Origin of the sequence: Bacillus sp. FSL L8-0099 (assembly GCF_038006385.1) — a bacterium.
GTDB classification, from domain to species: domain Bacteria; phylum Bacillota; class Bacilli; order Bacillales; family Bacillaceae_G; genus Bacillus_A; species Bacillus_A toyonensis.
The window spans coordinates 316775-339376 of record NZ_JBBOVC010000002.1 but is presented as its reverse complement, the minus strand read 5'-3'; the positions used below and the strand labels follow the sequence as shown (position 1 = coordinate 339376).

Below are 22602 nucleotides of genomic sequence, written 5' to 3'. Positions count from 1 at the left end.
TATCCTATACTTATATTTTTTTATAATTTATTAGTGAATAGATATCATTTAATAGTTAATATCTAAGATTTCAAATCACTTTTATAAAGAAAATAAAACTTAAAATACATTAAGAGATAATTTAAATCTAAATTTTTTTTAAAATACAAAAATTTATAAGAACTTTAATAAAATCTATTTCTCATTTTAAATATATCTCATATTCTGATATGATATATACATATCTAAAATACTAGTAAACAATAGTTATGGAGGTGTCCTTTCATGACACAAGATTTATTGTTCATTACAAAACCTACTGTAACGACAAAAGAGGCAGCCGACTTATTAGGAGTAACGGTACAAACAATTTTAAAGAAAGAAAAAGATGGATTAATAGAATGTGTATATAAAGATAACTGGAAGCAATTTGGTAGTAAGATTTTCTACTTAGAGGATATTGAACGTTTAAAAAATAGCGAAGAGATTGAGGGTTATAGTACCAAAGAAGCAGCTGAGATTCTGAATGTAGCACCATCTACTATCTTTACATATATCAAATCTGGAAAACTACCTGCTTCAAAGATTGAAAAGCGCGGAAAAGAAGTATATATCATTGATAAAGATGACCTTGAAACTTTTCAACTTACTTATGAAAAAACTACATCAAAAGAGCGAAAAACATTCATTGCTAAGATTCAAGACGAAGATATATATTTATATCAATTATTAACACATCAACATACCGGAAAAATAGCGAGAGTAATAGAAGTCAATGGAGCAGACGGCAAGATTCTTACAGAAGACGAAGAAATTTTCCCTCTATCCACGTATAAAGAACATGATTACTCCTTTGAACCTTTCCATAAGCAAGCTGTAATTACAAAACGAGGGTATTTATCTTTTTCATTTAAAAAACCTCAGCTATTTCATTCCATTACTTATAATCTAATAAATTTATTTTATAAAGAGCTAGGTGTCACAAATATGCGATTGAGTGTTTCATCTGATACTATTAAATTAGAAATCAAACCTTTCGTATTACAAGTTGATCCATTGCAATTTCAAGAAGAGATTAAATACTTACATTCTCATATGAAATCCGGTACGATACTTCCACATGTTGAAGGAATTTACTTTAAAAGTAATGTGGAGCCATTCACTTTTCATGCAGATCATGAATTTAAGCAGAAAATAGTTCAAATGGCAGCGAGTGCAGGTATGGGACAGGAAGAATTCTTATTACAAGCTGTAAAATCTTATATAAGAAATTTAGAACAACAGTAAATATTTATTAATAATAAGAAGCGTGGAAAATAAATCTTTCTACGCTTTTTAGGTTTATAAATTTTAACTTAATAGCAATTTGATGCTACCCCTAGTAGAGATAGAATTTCACCATTCAAGTGTTCGTTAAATGTGAATTTAACGAACACTTGGAGGATGTATGTTAAACTCCCCTCCTATCTTAGAAATTTGTACTGTACAAGGACAAGAATCTCTAAACTTTCACATTGACGTTTTTGTTGAAGCAAGAAACTATAAACTAATATTTATTAGTTTACTTTGGAACCTTTTATAAAAATTTGTATAAAATAGAGTGAAATTAGAGATGTATTAAGATGAAAATGGTATTTTTTCAAACAAAAAACCTAGTTTTTACTAGGTTTTTTGTTTAACTCATTTATGTTCTACATAAGAAATCCCAAAATAAAAAATTTATTAAAAATATTTACAATCTAACACTTTTTTTAAAATCCAACATAAAATACTATGAGCATTTACAACATAGTTTGGGTCATTAATAAAAAAACCACAGTAATTGCTGTGGTTTTTCTTATTGAAACTGTGAAAGTAAACTTCTATTCAAAGATTTATTTTCAAATATTGTAATATTACTGGCTAAGTAGTTTAGAGTTTAATGTCCCGTTATTAAGACATAAAAGTACCTATAAAATTTATCATAACGGCCAATTATCAGCGACTATTCATGAGATTTTAGTTTAGACTTTCATGTCTTTCTACAGAAAGAATAGCGTATTTTTTCATTTTAGGGGGTATTTAATTTTGTTAGCTTGATAGCGATGGGGTGCTATCCTTTCAAAAGTTTCCATTAAAAAATAGTAAAAGCCGGAAAGTATTTTTATACTCTCCGGCCTTAATATAAAAAAATTAAGAAGTTGAAACCTTATTTGCGAAGCATAATTTTCTCAAGTTCATCTAACATTTTGTTAGCTGCAATTACACCACCAGCGGTATTCCAAACTGCATCACTAACTTCATGTGCATTTCCCTTTTTAACAGCATTTAGATTTTTCCAAAGAGGATCGCTTGTCATTTCTTTTGCTTTATCTAATGCTTTTTGATCATTTTCTGGAGCATATGTAAAGTAAAAAAGAACATCTCCATCCATTTTAGGAATCATTTCTTTTCCTACATCTATAGCAAGGTTGCCAAATTTACTGTTAGCAGTAAAAAGCTCTTTTTGCTGTTTCACACGTTTAAAACCTAATTGATCAAAAATAACTCCAGAAAAAGAATCTGTGTAATAAATACGAGAAGTTCCAGCCATGAAACGGACAACAGAAATTTCTTGATTTACTTTATCACCCAATTTTTGTTTTACACCTTCTAGGTGTGCATCAAATTTGCTTAATACTTTGTTGCCTTCTTCTTCAAGATTTAAAGCTTTTGCATATAATTTAAAGTTTTCCCTCCAATCGCCTCCTAGTGTATCTGAAAATACTGTTGGAGCAATTGCGCTTAATTTATCGTACACCTTTTCTTGGCGTACCTTATTACCAATAATTAAATCAGGTTTTAACGATGCAATTTTCTCTAAGTTAACTTCATGTTCAACCCCTACAACTTTAACATCTTTCATATCGCTTTTAATATGATCGTACCATGGATCCCCTAGCCAAGATTTCACAGCACCAACAGGCTTTACTCCCATTGATAAAATCGCTTCTGTTCCTTCGTTAGTTAAAACAACAACGCGTTTAGGAGTTTTTGTGATCTTTGTTTCACCCATAGCATGTTTAACGGTATAACCTTGTACTTTGTTTGATTTTGAATCTGTTTTTTCTTTTGACACGTCATTGCTACCACAAGCAGCTATGAACACTAAAAAAAGAGCTGACAATAAACTAAGTATCGTCTTTAAATATGTACGCATAGTAAGTCCTCCGATAAGTTCGATAATGATTTTCATTATTAATAATGATGTATAAATTAATAAGCTGTCAATGATATTTTGTCAGATATTTAAAAATGCATTGAAATATCCGACAAAATATAAGAAATCAGTTAGATAGGAATACGGAAATGATTCAAAGAATAACCTTCCACATCTGAAAGTTTCTCAAATTTGGCGGGTGCTTTATATTGTACTTTGGCCTGTAGTTTCCTATAGGAGTCCCGCCTCATAGCCATCAAGCTAAAATTTTATACTACCCCCAGAACGAAATTTTGTGCTACTTGTAACAAAAAAGCACATTTTTTTCGTTTTGGGGAGCAACCAAATTCTTAACTTGATGGTGATGTGGCGAGCCCCCACATCCATCAACTTAAGGATTTAGACTATTTTTGAAGTTAAAAGCACGTTACTATTTTCTTATGTTAATGAGAAAGGGTGACGTGCTTTTTATGAATATGCACCAAAAACAAGAGTTATCTTTATTTGCCGAGGAGCTATATCGATATATGTCTCCCGCTACACTTAATCAACTAGCTATAGAAGCAGGCGGGATGAAACGAAAACGCAAGTGCCACGGGCACCATTTCTTATCTTTGTGTGTATGGTTAAATCAACAAATCGCTACTACCTCTCTTACTCAACTTTGTAGTCAATTAGAAACTTCAACAGGAATTTTATTAAGTCCGGAGGGACTTAATCGACGATTTAATTCGGCTTCAGTAGCCTTCTTTCGCACTGTATTTACTACACTTCTACAAGCTAAAATTGGAGGAGTATCTAAGATTTCTCATTCTCTTTCTTCTTATTTTGAACGGATTCTCGTCCTTGATTCTACAACCTTCCAAGTTCCAGATCGATTCGCAACTACTTATCCTGGTGCCGGAGGATGTAGTCATACAGCTGGTGTGAAAATTCAACTAGAGTATGACTTGTTGAGTGGAAAATTTTCTGATGTGGAAATTGAACCAGGAAAACGAAGTGATCAGGCATATAGTGCGACTCGAACAGGCATGGCACAAAAGAATGAACTATATATTCGTGACTTAGGATATTTTCGTCTACAAGATTTTAAGTCTATTCAAGATAAGCAAGGATATTATTTATCACGTCTTAAGTTACCAACTAAAATATATAGAAAAGAATTCGAAACAGTCGTATTTAAAACAAAACCCGCTCAATTGAGACCGGTATATATACAAATTCATTTGGAAGACATCATGAAACAATTACAACCTGGCCAAGTGTATGAATTACATGATGTATATGTGGGGAGTAAAGACAAACTGCCTACTCGCATTGTGGTTTATAGATGTACCGAGGAGCAAAAACAGAAACGCCTACGTGATCGAGCTATTCGCGAAAAGAAAAAAGGAATTACATATACAGAGCGTACAAAACTTTTACAAGGCATTACGGTATATATGACAAACATTCCTACGGAATGGGTACCAAAAGAGAAAATTTATGATCTATATTCACTGCGTTGGCAAATTGAACTGTTATTTAAAATATGGAAATCTTGGTTTCAAATTCATCGTTGTAAATCTATTAAACAAGAACGCTTAGAATGTCACCTTTATGGGCAACTCATTAGTATTCTATTATGTTCTTCTACTATGTTTAAAATGCGAGAACTCCTGTTACGTAAGAAACAGAAAGAGCTAAGTGAATATAAAGCGATGTACATAATTAAGGATTATTTTTTACTTTTTTACCAAGCATTACACAAAAACACCCAAGAATTATCAAAGGTTCTCCTTCGTCTGTTTAACCTCCTACAGCACAACGGACGAAAATCTCATCGATATGAGAAAAAGACAGTCTTTGATATTTTGGGTGTTGTATATGAGTATACCACTTCTACTCATCAGGTAGCATAGTAAAAAAATTGAAGCCCGTCAGGGTTTATTTGATATGCCAACTTTTATAAAATCCAGAAAAGATTATAAAAAACTCTATGGAAAGAACACATTTTGTGTAAAAACATACCTTAAGTTGATGGATGTGGGGTACCGCCACATGCCCATCAACTTAAGATTTTTCACTGTCCCTATAAGTAATTTTAAGCGATGGTTTACTCACGAATCAAAAGATAATCGGCTTTAAATTATAATCTTGGTAACTCAATTCCATTAAAACAGGCACTATTTACGTCACTTTCATAAAATGTCTTAACATGGGTTTTATGTCATTTGGTTGGTGGGCCCCCTACTTTTTATAATAAAGTATCCCAAAAAGTAAAGTTTTTGGGATACTATTATTTACCAGTTTATTTAAACGTGTAACTTTAGGAGATAATTTGCATAAAAAAAGAGAAATCTATAAAATTATAGACTTCTCTTTCTGCTTGTTTACTCATTTTCTCCAATTACTAAAGAATCTCTTGCTACATCAACGACTTCGGTAGTGATTTTGTCTAAATGATTAATTTTCATTATTCTTTCAATTTGGGAGAATAATCGTTCAAGTAATCGAAAATTCCCTCGACTGGCGTATCGCCCACATTTTAACGAAAATATACGCTAAGCAAAATTAGACATGAAAAAACGTTACTTTTTCTAGTCTAAGTGATTTATCTAATCTCAAAAACGGGGGTATTTGAGACAAATGAAATTGAACCTAAAAATGGATAACAAAATCAGAGCTTGAAAGTATGTATAATTCTAATTGTATAGTACCAATTCTTAGTTATATTAAATTAATCTTTTAGCAAATCTATATTTAACAAACGGGCGCTTTTGTTAAATATAACCTACAACATGTTGCAGTAAAATTCCCTATTGTTGTAGTAGTAAATGAGGTCATATGTGGTACTAAAAAAGGATAGATAAAGCTGATTATATCTGCTTTATCTATCCTTTTCTCTTACGCTATATAATGTGGAACATTATATAGAAAGTCAGTAACTAAAAGCCCGATAATACCTTTCGGTGTTTTTAACAAAATCAAATAGACTCCGCCTTTTCAACGTACAATGAACTTCAACAATTACTAGCTACTTCCTAAACATTGTTCCTCATTTATCGATCTGTTTATGCTTTTTTCAAACTTTGCAACAGAACCCCTGAAACAGTTGCAGAATCGTTTTAGTCTTGGCCGTATAGTATCAGTTCGGCCATGCCTACTCGATAACCTCCGCCAGCAACTATTTGATTGATTGTTACACGAGCATAATTAATATTCTCATACGCCTTAGTAAAAGTTTCCGGTGTGAACTGCTGTCCACCTACGTAACGGCCATCTAGAGCTTTTTGCCATACTTGGCCGTCACTTGATACTTCCAAATCATAATTGTACCAATTGCTGTCTTTTTCCCAATGTATACGACTTCCTGTTAAGGTTTGAGGTTTATTGAACTTAACAGTTACCGATTGCGGTAATGCCGTCGATTTGGCCAGCCATCCGGTACCTATAGTTGTAACGCCATCTCTTAACTTATCGGTGCCTCGACCAGGTTCAGCTTCCGAAGATGACTCGATCGTTTGAATAGCTTCATCGGGAATAATAGCACCCGGTAACTGTTCATCAGCCGGGATAACCTTAAATTCATATAAAGACGCCCAGTCATTATTCGTTATGCTACCTACAATATTTATCCTTACATATCTGCCCCTACAGTCGGTCAATGCTGTCTCTTCCGCTCCGTTAGGAGATGTATTTGTTGATTGGTCTACAACTTTATTCCATACTAAACCGTCTTTTGAAACTTCAATGTTATATTTATATACATCATTTTGTTTCTCCCAAAGCATCTTGAAACCTTTAAGTGAATAGATTTGCCCTAAATCTACCTTCAACCATTGAGGCAAAGATGGTCCATTTGCAGTCCATCTTGTAGATTCATCATTATCTACTGCATGTACAGCATCGTTTCCTGTTTGATCCGAAGAGCTTGTAACTGGCTTTCCAATTGCGATGTTCTTATCTGAGTCGTCCTTAATCTCTAATTTTTCAACCCCTCCAACCCAAGGAGTATGTTGTCCGTCTTGCACAAACTGTCCTTGGTAAGGCAATGTGCTTACCGTTTGAGTCCCAGAAGCCAAACCATCGGATTCAGCAGTAATTTGTATATTTCCGCTTGTGCCGGAAGTTCTTACAAATGCGAAACCAATTCCTCCTTCTACATTTTGCTCTTCAACCCCGATTCTTGGAATATCTTTTCCTACCAGTTGACCTTCTCCAGCTACAGAGATTTTTACAGTTCCTGTATAATTCGGAACAATAGTTCCGTTTGCATCGACAACTTTGAAATACACAGGAATTAAGTCGGAACCATCCGCTATCGGTTTGATACCTCTATCCCGTACTTCAATTTGGAGGTGATGGGCCTGACCAGGTGTCCGAACGGTTTGAGTTTTAACTACAGCTCCATTTAATAGAGCTTCTGCTTTTAATTCTCCTGCAACAAACCGATCCAAATTGAATGTAAATATCGGACTTCCACCTTTTCCTACTATATTAGGAACTGATTTGGAGGCCTCTGCTCTTGTAATTTCTTTTACTAATACGTTATTTTGATATAATTTTACAGAATCACAGTTGCTGAAAACATTGACAGAAAGACTTGATGTTGGAGAATAATCGCTTGCAATAAACACCATTGGACCATACAATGGGTCCTTAGCGGATTGCATCGACTGTAGCCAGTAGTAGCCATACTTTTCATATCTGTCAATATCTACAGTCCCGCTACCTAATGTCTTCGTAGTTGAACCACGAGTATAATCGTTCCAGCTCCACAGGAAATAACCGCCGATTCGTTTATTGGCATCAAGACCGCCCCAATCCGAATATCCATTGCCATTTAAATATCTCTGACGTGTCATCACTTGGGTGTTCATGACAGCTTCACCCTCTTTTCTGAGTGCCTTACTGGGTTCTTCAAAATCTCCCCATTCACGAGTCAAAAATGGTTTGTTCGGACTAAAATCCGTCCAGCTAGCGGGATCTGTACTCCAGTTCGTATCGACCACTTTGTAATTAACGTCATAATATGAACCATTAAGACCGTGGTCTGCCGCTGTATAAAGTTGGTTTCCAGGATACTCAGCATGCGCAGCTTGCGTTACTTCTTGCGCCCAAGACGCAGGGGGTGCGGTTTCATTCAAGGAAGTTTCCCACAAGATAACCGAAGGTCTGTTTCGATCGCGTCGTATCATTTCGCGGGCATCCCGTAAAGTTAAATCGTAAAATTTAGTGCTTTGTGTGAAGTTTTGCCATCCCGGCTGACACTCTATGACCAATAATCCAAGTTCATCGGCTGCATCTAAGAAGGCAGGATCATTTGGATAATGAGTAGCGCGTACCGCATTAAATCCGTTTTCTTTGATTTGCAGCGCATCGCGATACTGCATGGAGTTCGAAGCAGCATCCCCTACATTTTGAAACGCTTGATGTCGATTGGCCCCTCGTAAGTAAATCTTTTTACCATTGAGATACAAGCCATCCGACTTATACTCGATAGTTCGAATACCTACTTTAGTGGTAGTCGAATCAACTAAGTTTGATGCGTTGTAAACCTCGCTAACTAGTGAATACAAGTACGGTGAATCAACGCTCCACAAGTTAGGATTTACTACAGTTAAATTTTGATTAAATTGATTATCCCCGCCTGCAGCTATATTTGTTGTGTCTGTTTCGCCTTGTGCGACAATATTTCCATTCTTGTCTACAAGCTTGCTGATGACTTTGGTTTGTGCAGCATCATCACTTTCATTCACTACATGAGTTTTTACATTAACCGTTGCTTTGGAGCTTGACACCTCAGGGTAAGTGACAAAAACACCGCCGCTAGCCGTTTTGTTGGCTTGTAACGCATCGGAAATATGTAGCTTGTCCGTAATTCTCATTGTTACGTCTCGATAAATTCCACCATAATAATGAAAATCAAGATTCGCAAGCGGCTTGCCTGGCGGTGTATCAGGATTGTCAAAGCTGGACACCTTTACCGCCAACACATTGGTTTGTCCATATTTCACCTTGCTTGTGATGTCCACGGAGTAACCTATATACCCGCCATTGTGGGTGTAAATTTTTTCTCCGTTCAAATAAACATCACTATCGATCATTACACCCTCAAAATCAATATTGATTGTTTTGCCCCTATGACTTTCATCGATTGTGAAATATTTTCTGTACCAGCCAATTCCCTGGTAAACAGCGCTCGCGCCATTGGCATGCTTTTTTTCAAGTCTCATCGTGTGTGGAATTGTCACTGCAGCAAAAGCGCTATCGTCAAAGCCAACACTCTCAGCGCCTGCCAGATCCCCTCGATAAAATCCCCAATTATTGTTAAAATTTAATGTTGTTCTTTGTGCTTCATTATGTTTAACTATTTCACTATTATCTTTTGCCATAGTCTCTGCCGATGTTGTTGTCCCTAGAGAAGTTATAAATAATATTGTAGTTATAACTAAGCTTAATATCTTATTAAACTTCATACCTTTAGCTCCATTCATCAATTTTTCAACTTATCTTTTATATTCAATATATTTCGACTAAATATTCTATGCTTCTACGCCTTTATTTAGAATGAGAAAGTGCAGCGCTAGAATTGAACTCTTCATTTGCTTTCTTGCCATGAGTTAGCTTTGCTTCTAGTTCTTTGACGATTTGCGCATGCTTTTTCTCTGTTAATGTGATCTTCCATGCGAAAATGATGGCAGAGAAAATCATGAGTGCTGCTGGAAGGTAGAACGCATAAATATGAAACGTCGAAACACCCTGTGCAGTAATGTCTGCTGCTGTAGCATTGCCAGTCATCCCAGCAGCAACAGCTACAAACCCAACGATTCCGTTTGATAAAGCTCCAGCAATTTTATCGAGTAATGGACGAATTGATAAAGTCACAGCTTCGTTTCGGGTACCATTTTTCCACTGTCCATATTCAACTGAGTCGGTAATCGTCATCAAAGCTGAAAGGAAAATTAGCTGCTGAGGGAAGTAGTAGAGCACCAATCCCACCATAACCACTGGTAAACTTGTTCCAGCTAAGATGAAACATACATATGCCAGAAGCATCATCACAATACCGCCAATATAGACAAAACGTCTTGAAATTAATTTCGTGAGCGTTGGGAAAAGTGGAACAGCAATTAAGCCTGATATAGCTGCAATTAATCCCACAATCCAGAAATCACCTGAATTTCCTAAAATATATTTGAATAAGAAGAATAACACAGCAGTAGTTGCAACATTGGCAATCGCATATGCAATATATGAAAGTGCTAGCCACATCAATTGATCGTTTTTAGTAATAGCTTTGAAAATATCTTTAATGCCTGCTTTTTCTTGTTGCTGACGAATTACGCTATCATTTTCTTTTGTGCCAAGTGCTGTAATAATCGCTGTTCCACCAGCAATAACAGCAGCAATTAAACCAAACCAAAACCAACCAGAGGCACCTTGAGAATCTTTACCAGTCATCAAGAACGTAAAGAAGGTGACGATTGGTACAACTGCTAGTGTAGTCCCATTTGCACCAAGTGATGAACCAAGTCGTGCAACTGTTGCCAATTTTTCTCGTTCCTTAGTGTCCGTGCTTAACGCTGGAATCATCGACCAAAAAGCAATATCCTTAAATGAATAAAAAATATCGAGCAAGAGATAAATAATTGCAAACAAAATGATGAACAGTGTAGTATTATGAATTGCAAGACCAAAGAAATTGGTAAATATGCATACAAGAAGGATAGAACTAACTAAACCACCAATGACTAACCAGGGCTTAAACTTCCCAAATCTCGTTTTTGTGTTGTCAATTACTCCACCAATAACCGGATCAAAAATAATTTGTACCAATCGGATTACTACGATTAAACTCGTAATAATTCCAATCATTTTTCCGGTCGTTGCTTTATCAGCCCCAGTGAACATCGCACTCGTAACAAAGACCATAAAATAGGTGCTCAAGGTTGCATAAAATATGTCATGACCAAATGCACCTAAGGCATAGGAAACACGTTGTTTTAATTGTCCATGCATTTTCATTCTCCTTTTTTTGTAATTTTCACCTCCACTTAACTTTAATAATGATAAGAAAGCGGTTACAAAGTTAAGCGTAAAAAACTAATGAACTACATTAATGTCCTTCCTATGTTTTTCTTTTTCATGTATATAGCTTAACAAGAAAGCGTTTTCTTTTTTATATCATTTTGTGACCTTCATTTAACCTTTTGTTGCATTTTTTCCTTCAAAAGGCAGATTAGGTTATAGTAATCACGAAGAGGAAAGAAGCCCACGGAATAAGCAATCTTTATGAAAAAAGAACAGCATCACTTCTCAAGCGAACTTTATTTTGATTTTTGTGGTTTTTCAAAAACACTGCCTTTTCATGCTGTTGGACCAGCTGGGTTCTGGTGCAAGAATTCTAAAGATCTTGCAAGTAATCTCTTAAACTTGGACATACTAATATTATTACTCTAAAAAAAGGCATGTGGTGACATATTTCGTTGCAACTCTTTAGAAAACAATTCTAGTTTATCAAAAGTCGATAAGTTCATGCGAAAAACACCATCCTTTCCTATGATTCTACAGAAAGAATAGCGTATTTTTTCATTTTAGGGGGTATTTTATTTTGTTAGCTTGATAGCGATGTGGCGGTACCCCACATCCATCAACTTAAGGTATATTTTTATACACAATACGGTCTTTCCATATAGTTTTTTATTATCTTTTATAGATTTTATAAAAGTAGGCATATCAAATAAACCCTGATGGGCTTCAATTTTTTTACTATGCTATCTGATGAGTAGAAGTGGTATACTCATACACAACACCCAAAATATCAAAGACTGTCTTTTTCTCGTATCGATGAGATTTTCGTCCGTTGTGCTGTAGGAGGTTAAACAGACGAAGGAGAACCTTTGATAGCTCTTGGGTGTTTTTGTGTAATGCTTGGTGAAAAAGTGAAAAATAATCTTTAATTATGTACATCGCTTTATATTCACTTAGCTCTTTCTGTTTCTTACGCAACAGGAGTTCTCTCATTTTAAACATTGTAGAAGAACATAATAGGATGCTAATGAGTTGTCCATAAAGATGACATTCTAATCGCTCTTGTTTAATAGATTTACAACGATGAATTTGAAACCAGGATTTCCATATCTTAAATAACAGTTCTATTTGCCAACGTAGTGAGTATAAATCATAGATTTTCTCTTTTGGTACCCATTCCGTAGGAATGTTTGTCATATATACCGTAATTCCTTGTAGAAGTTTCGTACGCTCTGTATATGTAATTCCTTTTTTCTTTTCACGAATAGCTCGATCACGTAGGCGTTTTTGTTTTTGCTCCTCCGTACATTTATAAACCACAATGCGAGTAGGTAATTTGTCTTTGCTCCCTACATATACATCATGTAATTCATACACTTGGCCAGGTTGTAACTGGTTCATGATTTCTTCCAAATGAATTTGTATATATACCGGCCTCAGTTGAGCGGGTTTTGTTTTAAATACGACTGTTTCGAACTCTTTTCTATATATCTTAGTTGGTAACTTAAGACGTGATAAATAGTATCCTTGCCTATCTTGAATAGACTTAAAGTCTTGTAAACGAAAATATCCTAGATCACGAATATATAGTTCATTCTTTTGTGCCATATCTGTTCGAGTCGCACCATACGCTTGATCACTTCGTTTCCCTGGTTCAATTTTCACATCAGAAAATTCTCCACTCAACAGGTCATACTCTAGTTGAATTTTTACACCAGCTCTATGACTACATCCTCCGGCACCAGGATAAGTAGATGCAAATCGATCCGGCACTTGAAATGTTGTAGAGTCAAGGATAAGAATACGCTCAAAGTGAGCAGAAAGAGCATGAGAAATCTTAGATAATCCTCCAATTTTCGCTTGTAGAAGTGTAGTAAATACAGTTCGAAAGAAGGATACAGAAGCCGAGTTAAATCGCCGATTAAGTCCCTCAGGACTTAATAAAACTCCTGTTGAAGTTTCTAATTGACTACAAAGTTGAGTAAGAGAGGTAGTAGCGATTTGTTGATTTAACCAGACACACAAAGATAAAAAATGGTGCCCATGGCACTTGCGTTTTCGTTTCATTCCGCCTGCTTCTATAGCTAATTGATTAAGTGTAGCGGGAGACATATATCGATATAACTCTTCAGCAAATAAAGACAACTCTTGTTTTTGATGAATATTCATAAAAAGCACGTCACCCTTTCTCATTAACATAAGAGAATAGTAACGTGCTTTTAACTTCAAGAATAGTCTAAATCCTTAAGTTGATGGATGTGTGGTGCTACCCCAAGAAAAGCTTATTTACCACACGCTACTGGTAAATAAGCCTCTGCAGGCATGATGCTTGGCGATTGGGCGATACCTTTGAAAAGGACCTCAACTCATCATCAGCCTATCATGCCTGCCACTCCATATACAGCCGGGTGCTATAAATTAGCTACAAAACCATTTACATAAAAATATTTATGATCCCGCCAATTACTTTTTCACTCGTTAGGAATACATGCGCTTAATTCTTTTTTACTTTATTTTTGCACTGACCTTTTGACACTTTAAGGATTTGATTACATTTTATACACATCATTAATATAGGACCACCCACCTGTTTCAATTCATGTAGTTGCTTATGCTCACACTTTTCCATATTATTACCTCCCTTATCATATAAATTAGGTACTTTTGTAATCACCGTAAAACTAACAGGTTCCTTCCTTTTCTGCCTTAAATATTTCCTTTTACCATTCTCAATTCCCCTCTGTCCATCCCTAATTTAAAGTCTGAATAAAACGTTTAAACGCAGCTAATCCTTCTTCGTCGCGTTTAAAAACACCAGCATCTTCAAGCACCTGTACAAATTTCTGTCCAACTTCTTCTCTTACAATATCCTGTACATTTTGTTCACTTACCCGATTTCCATATTGAGTTTTTAATTGTTCTGTCCATAGTATATGATACGATGGAATATCACTTGGAATATCAAGCAAGAACTTTTCCACTTCCTGAAGCTCTGTTTTTAAACGAGCAGGAAGTACAGCTAATCCCATTACCTCAATCAGGCCGATATTTTCCTTCTTAATATGCTGGACTTCCTCATGAGGATGGAAAATACCCAACGGATGTTCTTCACTTGTACGATTGTTTCGCAAAACAAGATCCAATTCGTACACACCATTCCGGTGGCGTGCGATTGGCGTAATCGTATTATGCGGAATTCCATTCGTAAGAGCATATATATTAATAGAAGAATCACTATATCCCTTCCACCTCTCTAATATGTACTCCCCTGCATTTACTAATTGATCTATGTCTTTACTTCTTAAGCGAATAACTGACATGGGCCATTTAACAATAGAACATTTTATTTCTGAAAATTCGGTTAGTTCGAAGATTAAGTCGTTCGGTGCATTTACCAAAGCAAATTCATATTTTCCGCCTTGATAGTGGTCATGTGTTAGAATAGACCCTCCTACAATTGGCAAATCTGCATTGGAACCAAGGAAATAATGTGGGAATTTTTCTACAAATTTTAATAAACGCAAAAATGTTTGACGGTCAATTTTCATATCTCGGTGTTCTGCGGACAATACAATGCAGTGTTCATTGTAGTATATATACGGAGAATACTGTAGAAACCATCTTTCATCTGTAAGGTTCATATGAATCATACGGTGGTTCGAGCGTGCAGGATGTCCAACTTTGCCTGTATATCCTTCATTCTCAATACAGAGTAAACATTTTGGATAACTCGTACTTTCCAATGCTTTTTCTCTCGCAATTTGTTTGGGGTCTTTTTCCGGCTTTGATAAGTTAATCGTTATATCAATGGCACCATATTCCGTATTTACTTTATAATTTATATTTTTGGCAATTTGCTTCATTTGGATATAGTTGCTGTTTTTACTTGATTCATAGAAGTAATCTGTCGCAGTCTTCGGATTTTGTTCGTATTTTTCATAAAATAGGCCATTGACAGCGGACGGCTTGGACATAAAAACATCCATAATTGCACTTGCTAAAATCTCCTTCTCATCCAGTACTTTCTCAATGACTTTTTGCGTACAAGCATATTCAATTAATTCTTCCAATAATTCAGGAATTTCTTTCTTTGCAGACGCTGACGCTTCCACTACAAAGCCATCTAAATGAAGCAGGGAAAGGATTTTATTCCTTGCATATATTTCATCTTCTTGTTCAATCAATTGAACTTCAATAGCACTATCAATTAACTGCTGGATAGCTTGATATATCATCAACGTTTTCCTCCTCAGGCCTCATAGCCGTTTGGGTTGTTGCGATGCCAGTTCCATGCATCTTTTATAATTTTATGGACAGACGTACGGGTTGGCCGCCATCCTAATGTCCGTTTTGCTTTCTCCGAAGAAGCTATTAGCATGTTTGAGTCGCCCGCTCGTCTTTTGCCAATCTTTACGGGAAGCAGATGATTGGTAACTTCCCTGGCCGTTTCCACGATTTCTTTTACCGAGAAGCCTTGATTGCTCCCGAGGTTGAAAATCTCACTGTTTTCCCCGTCCATTAAATAACGAATTGCTAAAATGTACGCATCAATTAAATCTTCTACAAGGATATAATCACGAATACATGTACCGTCTGGCGTATCGTAATCGTCACCAAAAATCCTAATATGTTCTCTTTGCCCTAATGCTGCTTAAAGCACTATCGGAATTAAATGTGTTTCAGGGGAATGATCCTCACCGATCTCGCCGCTTTCTCTTGCCCCTGCAACATTGAAGTAGCGTAGAGAGACATATTTAAATCCATAAGCAACATAACACCATTTCATCATTTTCTCCATTGTCAATTTCGGTTCCCCGTACACGCTAGTCACATTATTTAGCATGTCTTCTGTAATCGGCTTCATCATAGATTCGCTTGCCAAGGAATTTGCAGCAAAATGCAGCACCGTATCAATATTCTCCGTTCGGAACACTTCTCGCAAAAAACCTTTATTCCGAATATCGCCCTTATAAAATTTTGTTTTTGGATGAATAGCTTGTTCGTGGCCTGTTTGCAAATTATCCACAACTACTACATCATATTGCTGATCAATTAGTTTATAAACCGCGTGAGAACCGATGTAGCCAGCGCCGCCTAACACTAAAACACTCATTTTACTGCCTCCTTTACTAATTCTCTTGCTCCATCCCCACTACTTCATGCAGCTGTGCTAATGTTGATTCACAATTCTCTTCTTCGTTCATCATACTTAGAATCAGATAGCTCTCTTCTTTTATTAGTGTTCATAATAATGATTTTATATCTTGCCATCTACAGCATCAGTGGGGCACTCATTTGACAAGCTATTTTGTTAAATTATACGTATGTAAAAACACTTCTACAATAAACATCTTGTCGTATTTTTTAGACATCTTGCTTTTCACTTGCAAAAACTCAATTAAAAAACATACAAAGGGAATCTTTTTCAAGAGCGGTTCCCGACGATTCAATGAACACAATGAGGCCTATCTCTTCCGAGATAGGCCTTTAATTCACGATATTACGCTAACTATAAAACTACCTTCATTTTAAATCAAGATCTTTACCTCCGTGTCTCTCCTCCTGAAGCCACCCTTTCAATACGTAGATTATCTAAAATAAACGTACCTGCTCCGGTATCACCGTTTAAATTAGTTCCATCACTGAAAATTCCAACATAAGTTTGACCGTTCTCAGAACCTGTCACAGTAAACCTTGCTGTTTTTGTGTCAGTAGATGCAGTTAGAGTGTTATTCACACTCACCCCCTTTGCATTAGCAATGTCTCGAACATCAATTTCTTGATCCCCTGAAATAAAGCGATATGCATTTTCTGTTGTTTGATAGTCAAATGATACTTTATAGGTTACTCCAGGTTCGAAACGATAATTTTGAGGAATGGTACGATACAGTAAACCTTTGTTTCCAGTGTTCACTTTAACGGACCAATTCCCATCTAATACATCATCGACTAATTTTTTTCCTGCCCATCCTTTTTGCGTATATGGAGAATGCAATTCCGACAAATGAACCCTATTGTCTTCTACACCTTCTGTGTTACCAATAACGAATGGATAAATGCCTTGTACCACCGTTTCAAAATCTTGTTTAAATTCCGTCGGTGAGACATCATTTTTTAAGGACTTTTGAACTATCCGAATATCATCAAATTTTGTGTTTCCCTTTCCGGAATCACGGCTGAGAGTTAATTTAGCTTTATTAGATACAGCTGTAAAGCTCACTTGCATTATTTGCATTTTGCTATTATATCCATCATTTGAGGCATGTGAATCTGCCTTAACATAGTTCTTTTGCAGGCTACGCAGTGTGTAATTGCTAACATCTTCTTTCCCACCTGTTACTATAATTCCGGCCTTTACATCACTATTGTTTTCAACATATACCTCTGCTACATAATCTTTACCTGGTTCCAAACCAGTAAGGACACGAGAAACAGTTGTATCTTTCGATGGACTATCAATATTCAAGTAGTAATCTCCACTACTTACATTACGGTTGCTTCCAGTTTGATTCGTTCTAACGGCGCTTACAGCTTTGTTATCACCCTCAATTGTTGTATATGCACTTACTTTTCCTGTATTGAATCCCGCGTCATATATATGAGCACCCTTGCTCCAATCATAGTCAAGGATTTCCAAACCTTTATCTCTTTTTGGTACAACAACATAAGGAGTTGCCGCACTAGCTGTCAAAGTTACCTTATTATTTACGACCTTGACTTCTTTCATATCTGCTCTACCGCGATCTGTCAGTTTGTATACATAAACACTAGATGCATCTTTATATTCATCTGGAAGTGTCCATGTAGTTGTGCCACCTTCCAAATTCCAGTGATACAGTTTTTCAGAATTAGAAGTTGGGTTTTTAAAGTCTTGTTTCACCCAAGGAATTAAATAAGTGTGTCCATCAAGTACAACGTTTCCATTCAGTGTAATAACACGTTCCCTAGAATTGTCTTTTCTAGTTACATCGACAACATCCCCATTACTTGGGTCTTTCAATTTTATTTCCTTTTCTAAGTTTGTCTTGCTTTTATCCCCTTCTACAGCTGTCCAATTCGTTACATAATATTTTTGTAAGAATTTAGTAGGTAGATTCGTATCAAATGTCATGCGAATAAAATTATCAAAATTCTTATCAGATTGCCACCCTTCAAAACCAGCTAATTCAAATCCACCAAGCAATGGATGATTAGCAGTTCCTCCTACTTCAGGCCAATTCAACACCCAAGAATCTCTTTGGTGATTGCTAATAAAGCGTAGTACTTCTGAGTTGATACCTTTGCTTTCCGGTCCACCGTAGTTTTTATCGGTAGCCCAGTGTTGCCACGTTGAATAATTGGCCATAGAACCACCAAATTCCGTTGTTAGTCTCCAGCCCCTATCTTTAAATTGATCTGCTATTCTATTTGATTCCCATTGATTTTGATACCATACATCTAAATAAATAAAGTCAAGATCTGAAACAGCAGCTTTCAATTCATCTAGTCTTTTCGCACGCGCTCCAGTATACAAATCTTTTAATTTATTAATTGTATAAGATTGATCTATCCATCCCCATCCTAAAGAATTTGGACGATCAATAAAATCATTGTTGAAAGCTTTCGCTTCAGGATAAACTTCTTGCGCATTGATATGGACACCAAATTGGGTATTATACTTACGCCCCTCTTTAATAAGCGTATCCAAATCTTTCACGCCACCCATACGCTCACCTACATTACCGTAATCCGGATGACCACTGTCATGTCCTTCGTTTGCATATCCTTTTAATAAAACAGCCTGCCCCAATTCATCTGTAGCAAGAGCAACCTTTTTAATATTATCTGCTGTTTTTAAGAATGGTTGTTGTGCTTGTGATCCGAAATTCATTGCAATACGCATTCCAACATTATTGTTTACATCTTGATATCCTTTAATGTCTTGCATAATATCACGGTATGCAATCGCCGCATCTTGCCAATCTGTCTTATTATCAGTATTCAAATCTTTAGCGATAGCTATTTTAATAGTTGGTTTATTTTTTTGTGGTTCTGACATAAAATCTCTTTGATAATAGAGTGCACTAGAACCTATCCCCATTGCCTTAGCACCATTTTTATTTACATATCGATTTGCAACTAAGTTTTTATAGCCATCCACTTCTGAACTGGACCATACACCCGCACTCAATTCGTCAGTTGACAAAAATGCAGTATAATTTTTAGTAGATGTACCTATTTCTCCCATGGAAGAATCTACGCTTACATCCACATCTCCTGATTTCCTAACATCAGTGCTAATATTCGTTAATTTAGCTTTTGCACCTTTTTGCTCCGAATTTATTGAGATAACGTTCATATCAGCAAACTCAACTGTTTCAATTTTTGCACTACCATTATTTTTAATTTCATCGAAACTATAAATAACTTTATTATCATTTACTTTCAAAGATACCTTAAATACAGCATCAAGATTTTTCATTTCATCCACAACTTTTAATGTATATAGCACTTCGCTATCGCTTAACTTTTCAAAGCTTACTTTAGGATAGTATAGTGCACCATTTACTTTCAATCCGTAAACAGGTGATTCTTGCCCATTCATTACTTTATCGCCAATTTTGTATTTCACAATCCGCGGGAATACTTGATCAATAGTGACATCCATATACTTTGACTTTAATGTATCTTCTACTGGTGGAGTATCTGGAGGTTTTGGCGCACTATATTCCTTGATTTTGATATTAGAAATCGTAATATCGGCAGCTCCTCGGCTTTTTTCAAACCCAAGTCCACCCGCTTGATCTACACCACCTGTTAAAGTCCAAGAATCTACCTTTTTACCATCAATGTATAACGTTGCAACATCGTCCATGAATACTAAACGTAAATGGTATGTTTGTTTTGCTTTTAACGGCACGTTTGAAGTCATCGACGTCCAATTGTTTATAGGTCCAAATGTTTCACCAAAATACTGATCGTTCGTATCCCCTGTTCCCACATATGTGTATGTAGATGCATTTTGAACACGATAGATTAATCCAAAGCGATTCATCTTATCAGTATTAGTAGTAACATCCGCTTCAAAGACACCATTTTTAATCGCTTTCATTTGGTTGTATACAATTCGATTCTTTTGGGTAGATGTAACAGCGAAAGTCGCTGAACCATCTTCATTATAAGTAACTTTTCCGTCTCCTGAGATAATTTTAAAGTCGCCTTCTTCTAATTTATTATCCCTAATGTCGACAAGTTTTTCATCTCCAGGATCCGTGCCTCCATCTCCAGGTGCATTTCCTAATTCAATGAGGACTTGACTTTTTTTATCTCCAAAAGCACCGAGTTTAACTGCTTCCTTACCTGTAAGGAGGGTATTTACATCATTAGGTAAAGTAACCGGTCCAAATAAATCTTTTCCATCTAATGTAATATTCATAGTGGTTCCGTTATAATCGATTTTTATAGAATGTGAGGTCCCAGCCTCTGGAAATGGCACATTCGGTCTCGTTTTTAACCAATCACCTTTTCCTTCATATTTGTATTCATAGAACCATCCAAGTGAGTCGTAGCCTACAAAAACGAAGTTATTATTGTCAATATAATGAGGATAGAAACCAAATCTAGTATCTTCTCCCTTGGTTTCTGGAGTAAAGGTATACGCCATCGTTCCCGATTCTTTAGCGATTTTATTTTGTTCTTGAAAAATTGCAGCTTTAGCCCCATTATCATTTCCGGCACCTGCTCCAAGCCTTGCATATGACTTCCCATTTTGTTCTATTATTGCATTGATTTCGTTTCCTCCAGATGAAATTGTAACCCATGGATTAGACACATTTGCTCCTACATATAATGGCATAATCATGCTAACTAAAAATGTCGGCACAATTAGCACAAGTGTAAGAAGGGTATTAAAAGCTCTCTTGAAATGTTTACTCTCCAATTCTTCTCCCCCTTTGAAATTTTAATTTTAGTTAAAAACAATACCTGCACATTCATTTTTAAAATATACCAAAACCTGAAAGGTACCGCTTTCACTTATGTTTAGAATAGTTTTTTTCAAGTGCCGACTCAATAAAGATATTGTTTCTTTTTTTAGTTATATTGTCTTTTTAAAACGCTTACAAAATAAGGGTGTTGTTACCTTTTTAAGTATGTTTTTTATTGAATTTTACTACATTCAATCGATTGGATTTTATACGATAATTAATATTATTCTTTTTATTTACATATAACGGTTGTTCTCCCTCCCTTTAGTCATGATCACTGCTCCCTTAACTGTTCTGAGCTTTCACTCTAGAATTTGTGGCCATACTGGACGCAACTAAAAAATGAGCAGACGAATGTCTACTCATTTTTCTTCATTCCAATTAAAAAGCAGTTCTGGTGCAAATCTTCCTTCAGGAAATGAAGGACATATGGAAGAAAAGATATTGTACTAACTTTGAAGCTCAGCTGTTACTTTTACTTTAGCAAACCATGAATTAGCTGTCTCTTTCAATACGAGGTTCAGTTCTTCAGTATTCCTTTTACCAATATCTTTTAACCAATCACGACCTGCTTGTTCACCGCCTATAGCAAACGGTATAACACCGTCTTTCCAAGTTGCCCGACCACATAACACTCCGTTAAAAGTAGAACCAGAGTCTTTAGCAAATTTTAATGTTTCCTGAAATAATTTTGTGCTTACTCCTGCACTAAGGAAAATAAACGGTAGCTTAGTTGCTTCACTTTGTTCTTTGAAATAGGAAGCTGCTTTTTCTTTACTGTAAACAAATTCTCCTTCTGTATATCCTTCCACATAGTTCATATCTACTGGAACTTCTACTTTTAATACATCTACTTTATATTGTGGTTTTGAGAACTCCTTCATGGCCTCAATCACTTTATACGGTTTTATTTTTGCATATGCTTTACTTTTCACATCATCACTGTCAGCATCATAAGTAACAATCTCTAAGAAAAATGGTATGTCTTCAGCTACACACTCAGATCCGATACGTTCCATATAGACATGTTTATAGTTATTAATTTTTTCATCTTCATTGACATCATAGTAGAGTAAAAATTTAATAGCATCGGCACCTGCTTCCTTTAATCGTTTCACTGACCATTCTGGTAATAAATCCGGCAACCGGCCTACTTCTGATGCATCGTATCCAGTTTTTTCATACGCTACGATTAAGCCTGATTCTTTATCGCGAACCTTAGCCGCTGGCAGACCGTATTCAGGGTCCAAAAGAATCGCTGTAGCAAATGGTGTTAATTCCTCAGAAACTAATTCTTTGAAACGGATAATACCCTCATCTCCAACATGACTTGCACCGCCAGACGCAATCATTTTTTTCAATGAACCACGTTGATCAATAGCCAATGCTCCAATTATGCCATTTTCAGCAGATAAACGTTTTAGAGCTTCCAATTTATTTTTGGTTAGTTCTAACATCAACATT

10 protein-coding genes and 2 pseudogenes are annotated in these 22602 nt (G+C 35.9%); 2 read left to right on the top strand and 10 right to left on the bottom strand.

The window, feature by feature from the left end:
- The first annotated feature begins 264 nt into the window (after positions 1-264).
- On the top strand, positions 265-1266 hold the full coding sequence (locus MHH42_RS29335; RefSeq protein WP_340895100.1) for a helix-turn-helix domain-containing protein: 1002 nt from the start codon (positions 265-267) through the stop codon (positions 1264-1266).
- Between the two features lie 901 nt (positions 1267-2167).
- On the opposite strand, the gene MHH42_RS29330 is transcribed toward MHH42_RS29335, so the two are convergent.
- Positions 2168-3157, bottom strand: coding sequence for an ABC transporter substrate-binding protein (locus MHH42_RS29330; RefSeq protein ID WP_340895099.1), 990 nt, complete (start codon positions 3155-3157; stop codon positions 2168-2170).
- Between the two features lie 470 nt (positions 3158-3627).
- Here MHH42_RS29330 and MHH42_RS29325 point away from each other — a divergent pair, with 470 nt between their 5' ends.
- Positions 3628-5058, top strand: coding sequence for an IS4 family transposase (locus tag MHH42_RS29325; RefSeq protein WP_199692109.1), 1431 nt, complete (start codon positions 3628-3630; stop codon positions 5056-5058).
- 471 nt (positions 5059-5529) lie between these two features.
- Here the strand turns inward: MHH42_RS29325 and MHH42_RS29320 are convergent.
- The 9 genes and pseudogenes from MHH42_RS29320 to lacD form a co-directional block, all read right to left on the bottom strand.
- Positions 5530-5667: pseudogene (locus MHH42_RS29320) on the bottom strand (AAA family ATPase); the annotation flags it as partial.
- 597 nt (positions 5668-6264) lie between these two features.
- A complete protein-coding gene (locus tag MHH42_RS29315) occupies positions 6265-9618 on the bottom strand; it encodes a discoidin domain-containing protein (protein WP_340895097.1) in 3354 nt (1117 codons plus the stop codon).
- 82 nt (positions 9619-9700) lie between these two features.
- A complete protein-coding gene (locus MHH42_RS29310) occupies positions 9701-11161 on the bottom strand; it encodes a glycoside-pentoside-hexuronide (GPH):cation symporter (protein ID WP_340895096.1) in 1461 nt (486 codons plus the stop codon).
- Positions 11162-11911: 750 nt separating this feature from the next.
- Positions 11912-13342, bottom strand: a complete 1431-nt coding sequence (locus MHH42_RS29305; protein WP_139138377.1) for an IS4 family transposase — start codon at positions 13340-13342, stop codon at positions 11912-11914.
- A 325-nt stretch (positions 13343-13667) separates the two neighbouring features.
- A complete protein-coding gene (locus MHH42_RS29300; protein WP_340895093.1) occupies positions 13668-13802 on the bottom strand; it encodes a hypothetical protein in 135 nt (44 codons plus the stop codon).
- A gap of 121 nt (positions 13803-13923) precedes the next feature.
- Positions 13924-15408 (bottom strand): UDP-glucose--hexose-1-phosphate uridylyltransferase, encoded by a 1485-nt coding sequence (gene galT, locus MHH42_RS29295; protein WP_340895124.1) that lies wholly within the window; start codon positions 15406-15408, stop codon positions 13924-13926.
- A gap of 14 nt (positions 15409-15422) precedes the next feature.
- A pseudogene (locus tag MHH42_RS29290) lies at positions 15423-16286 on the bottom strand (NAD-dependent epimerase/dehydratase family protein).
- Between the two features lie 429 nt (positions 16287-16715).
- A complete protein-coding gene (locus tag MHH42_RS29280) occupies positions 16716-21092 on the bottom strand; it encodes an endo-alpha-N-acetylgalactosaminidase family protein (RefSeq protein WP_340895092.1) in 4377 nt (1458 codons plus the stop codon).
- Positions 21093-21587: 495 nt separating this feature from the next.
- Positions 21588-22595 carry a tagatose-bisphosphate aldolase gene (lacD, locus tag MHH42_RS29275; RefSeq protein ID WP_340895090.1) on the bottom strand — a complete coding sequence of 336 codons (1008 nt, stop codon included), beginning with the start codon at positions 22593-22595 and terminating at the stop codon, positions 21588-21590.
- Positions 22596-22602 lie beyond the last annotated feature (7 nt).

Bases quoted from the DNA above. Each gene is read 5' to 3' on its own strand.
- MHH42_RS29335 (WP_340895100.1), top strand. From the start codon at position 265: ATGACACAAGATTTATTGTTCATTACAAAACCTACTGTAACGACAAAA.
- MHH42_RS29315 (WP_340895097.1), bottom strand. From the start codon at position 9,618: ATGAAGTTTAATAAGATATTAAGCTTAGTTATAACTACAATATTATTT.
- MHH42_RS29300 (WP_340895093.1), bottom strand. From the start codon at position 13,802: ATGGAAAAGTGTGAGCATAAGCAACTACATGAATTGAAACAGGTGGGT.
- MHH42_RS29305 (WP_139138377.1), bottom strand. From the start codon at position 13,342: ATGAATATTCATCAAAAACAAGAGTTGTCTTTATTTGCTGAAGAGTTA.
- lacD (WP_340895090.1), bottom strand. From the start codon at position 22,595: ATGTTAGAACTAACCAAAAATAAATTGGAAGCTCTAAAACGTTTATCT.
- MHH42_RS29310 (WP_340895096.1), bottom strand. From the start codon at position 11,161: ATGCATGGACAATTAAAACAACGTGTTTCCTATGCCTTAGGTGCATTT.
- MHH42_RS29330 (WP_340895099.1), bottom strand. From the start codon at position 3,157: ATGCGTACATATTTAAAGACGATACTTAGTTTATTGTCAGCTCTTTTT.
- galT (WP_340895124.1), bottom strand. From the start codon at position 15,408: ATGATATATCAAGCTATCCAGCAGTTAATTGATAGTGCTATTGAAGTT.
- MHH42_RS29325 (WP_199692109.1), top strand. From the start codon at position 3,628: ATGAATATGCACCAAAAACAAGAGTTATCTTTATTTGCCGAGGAGCTA.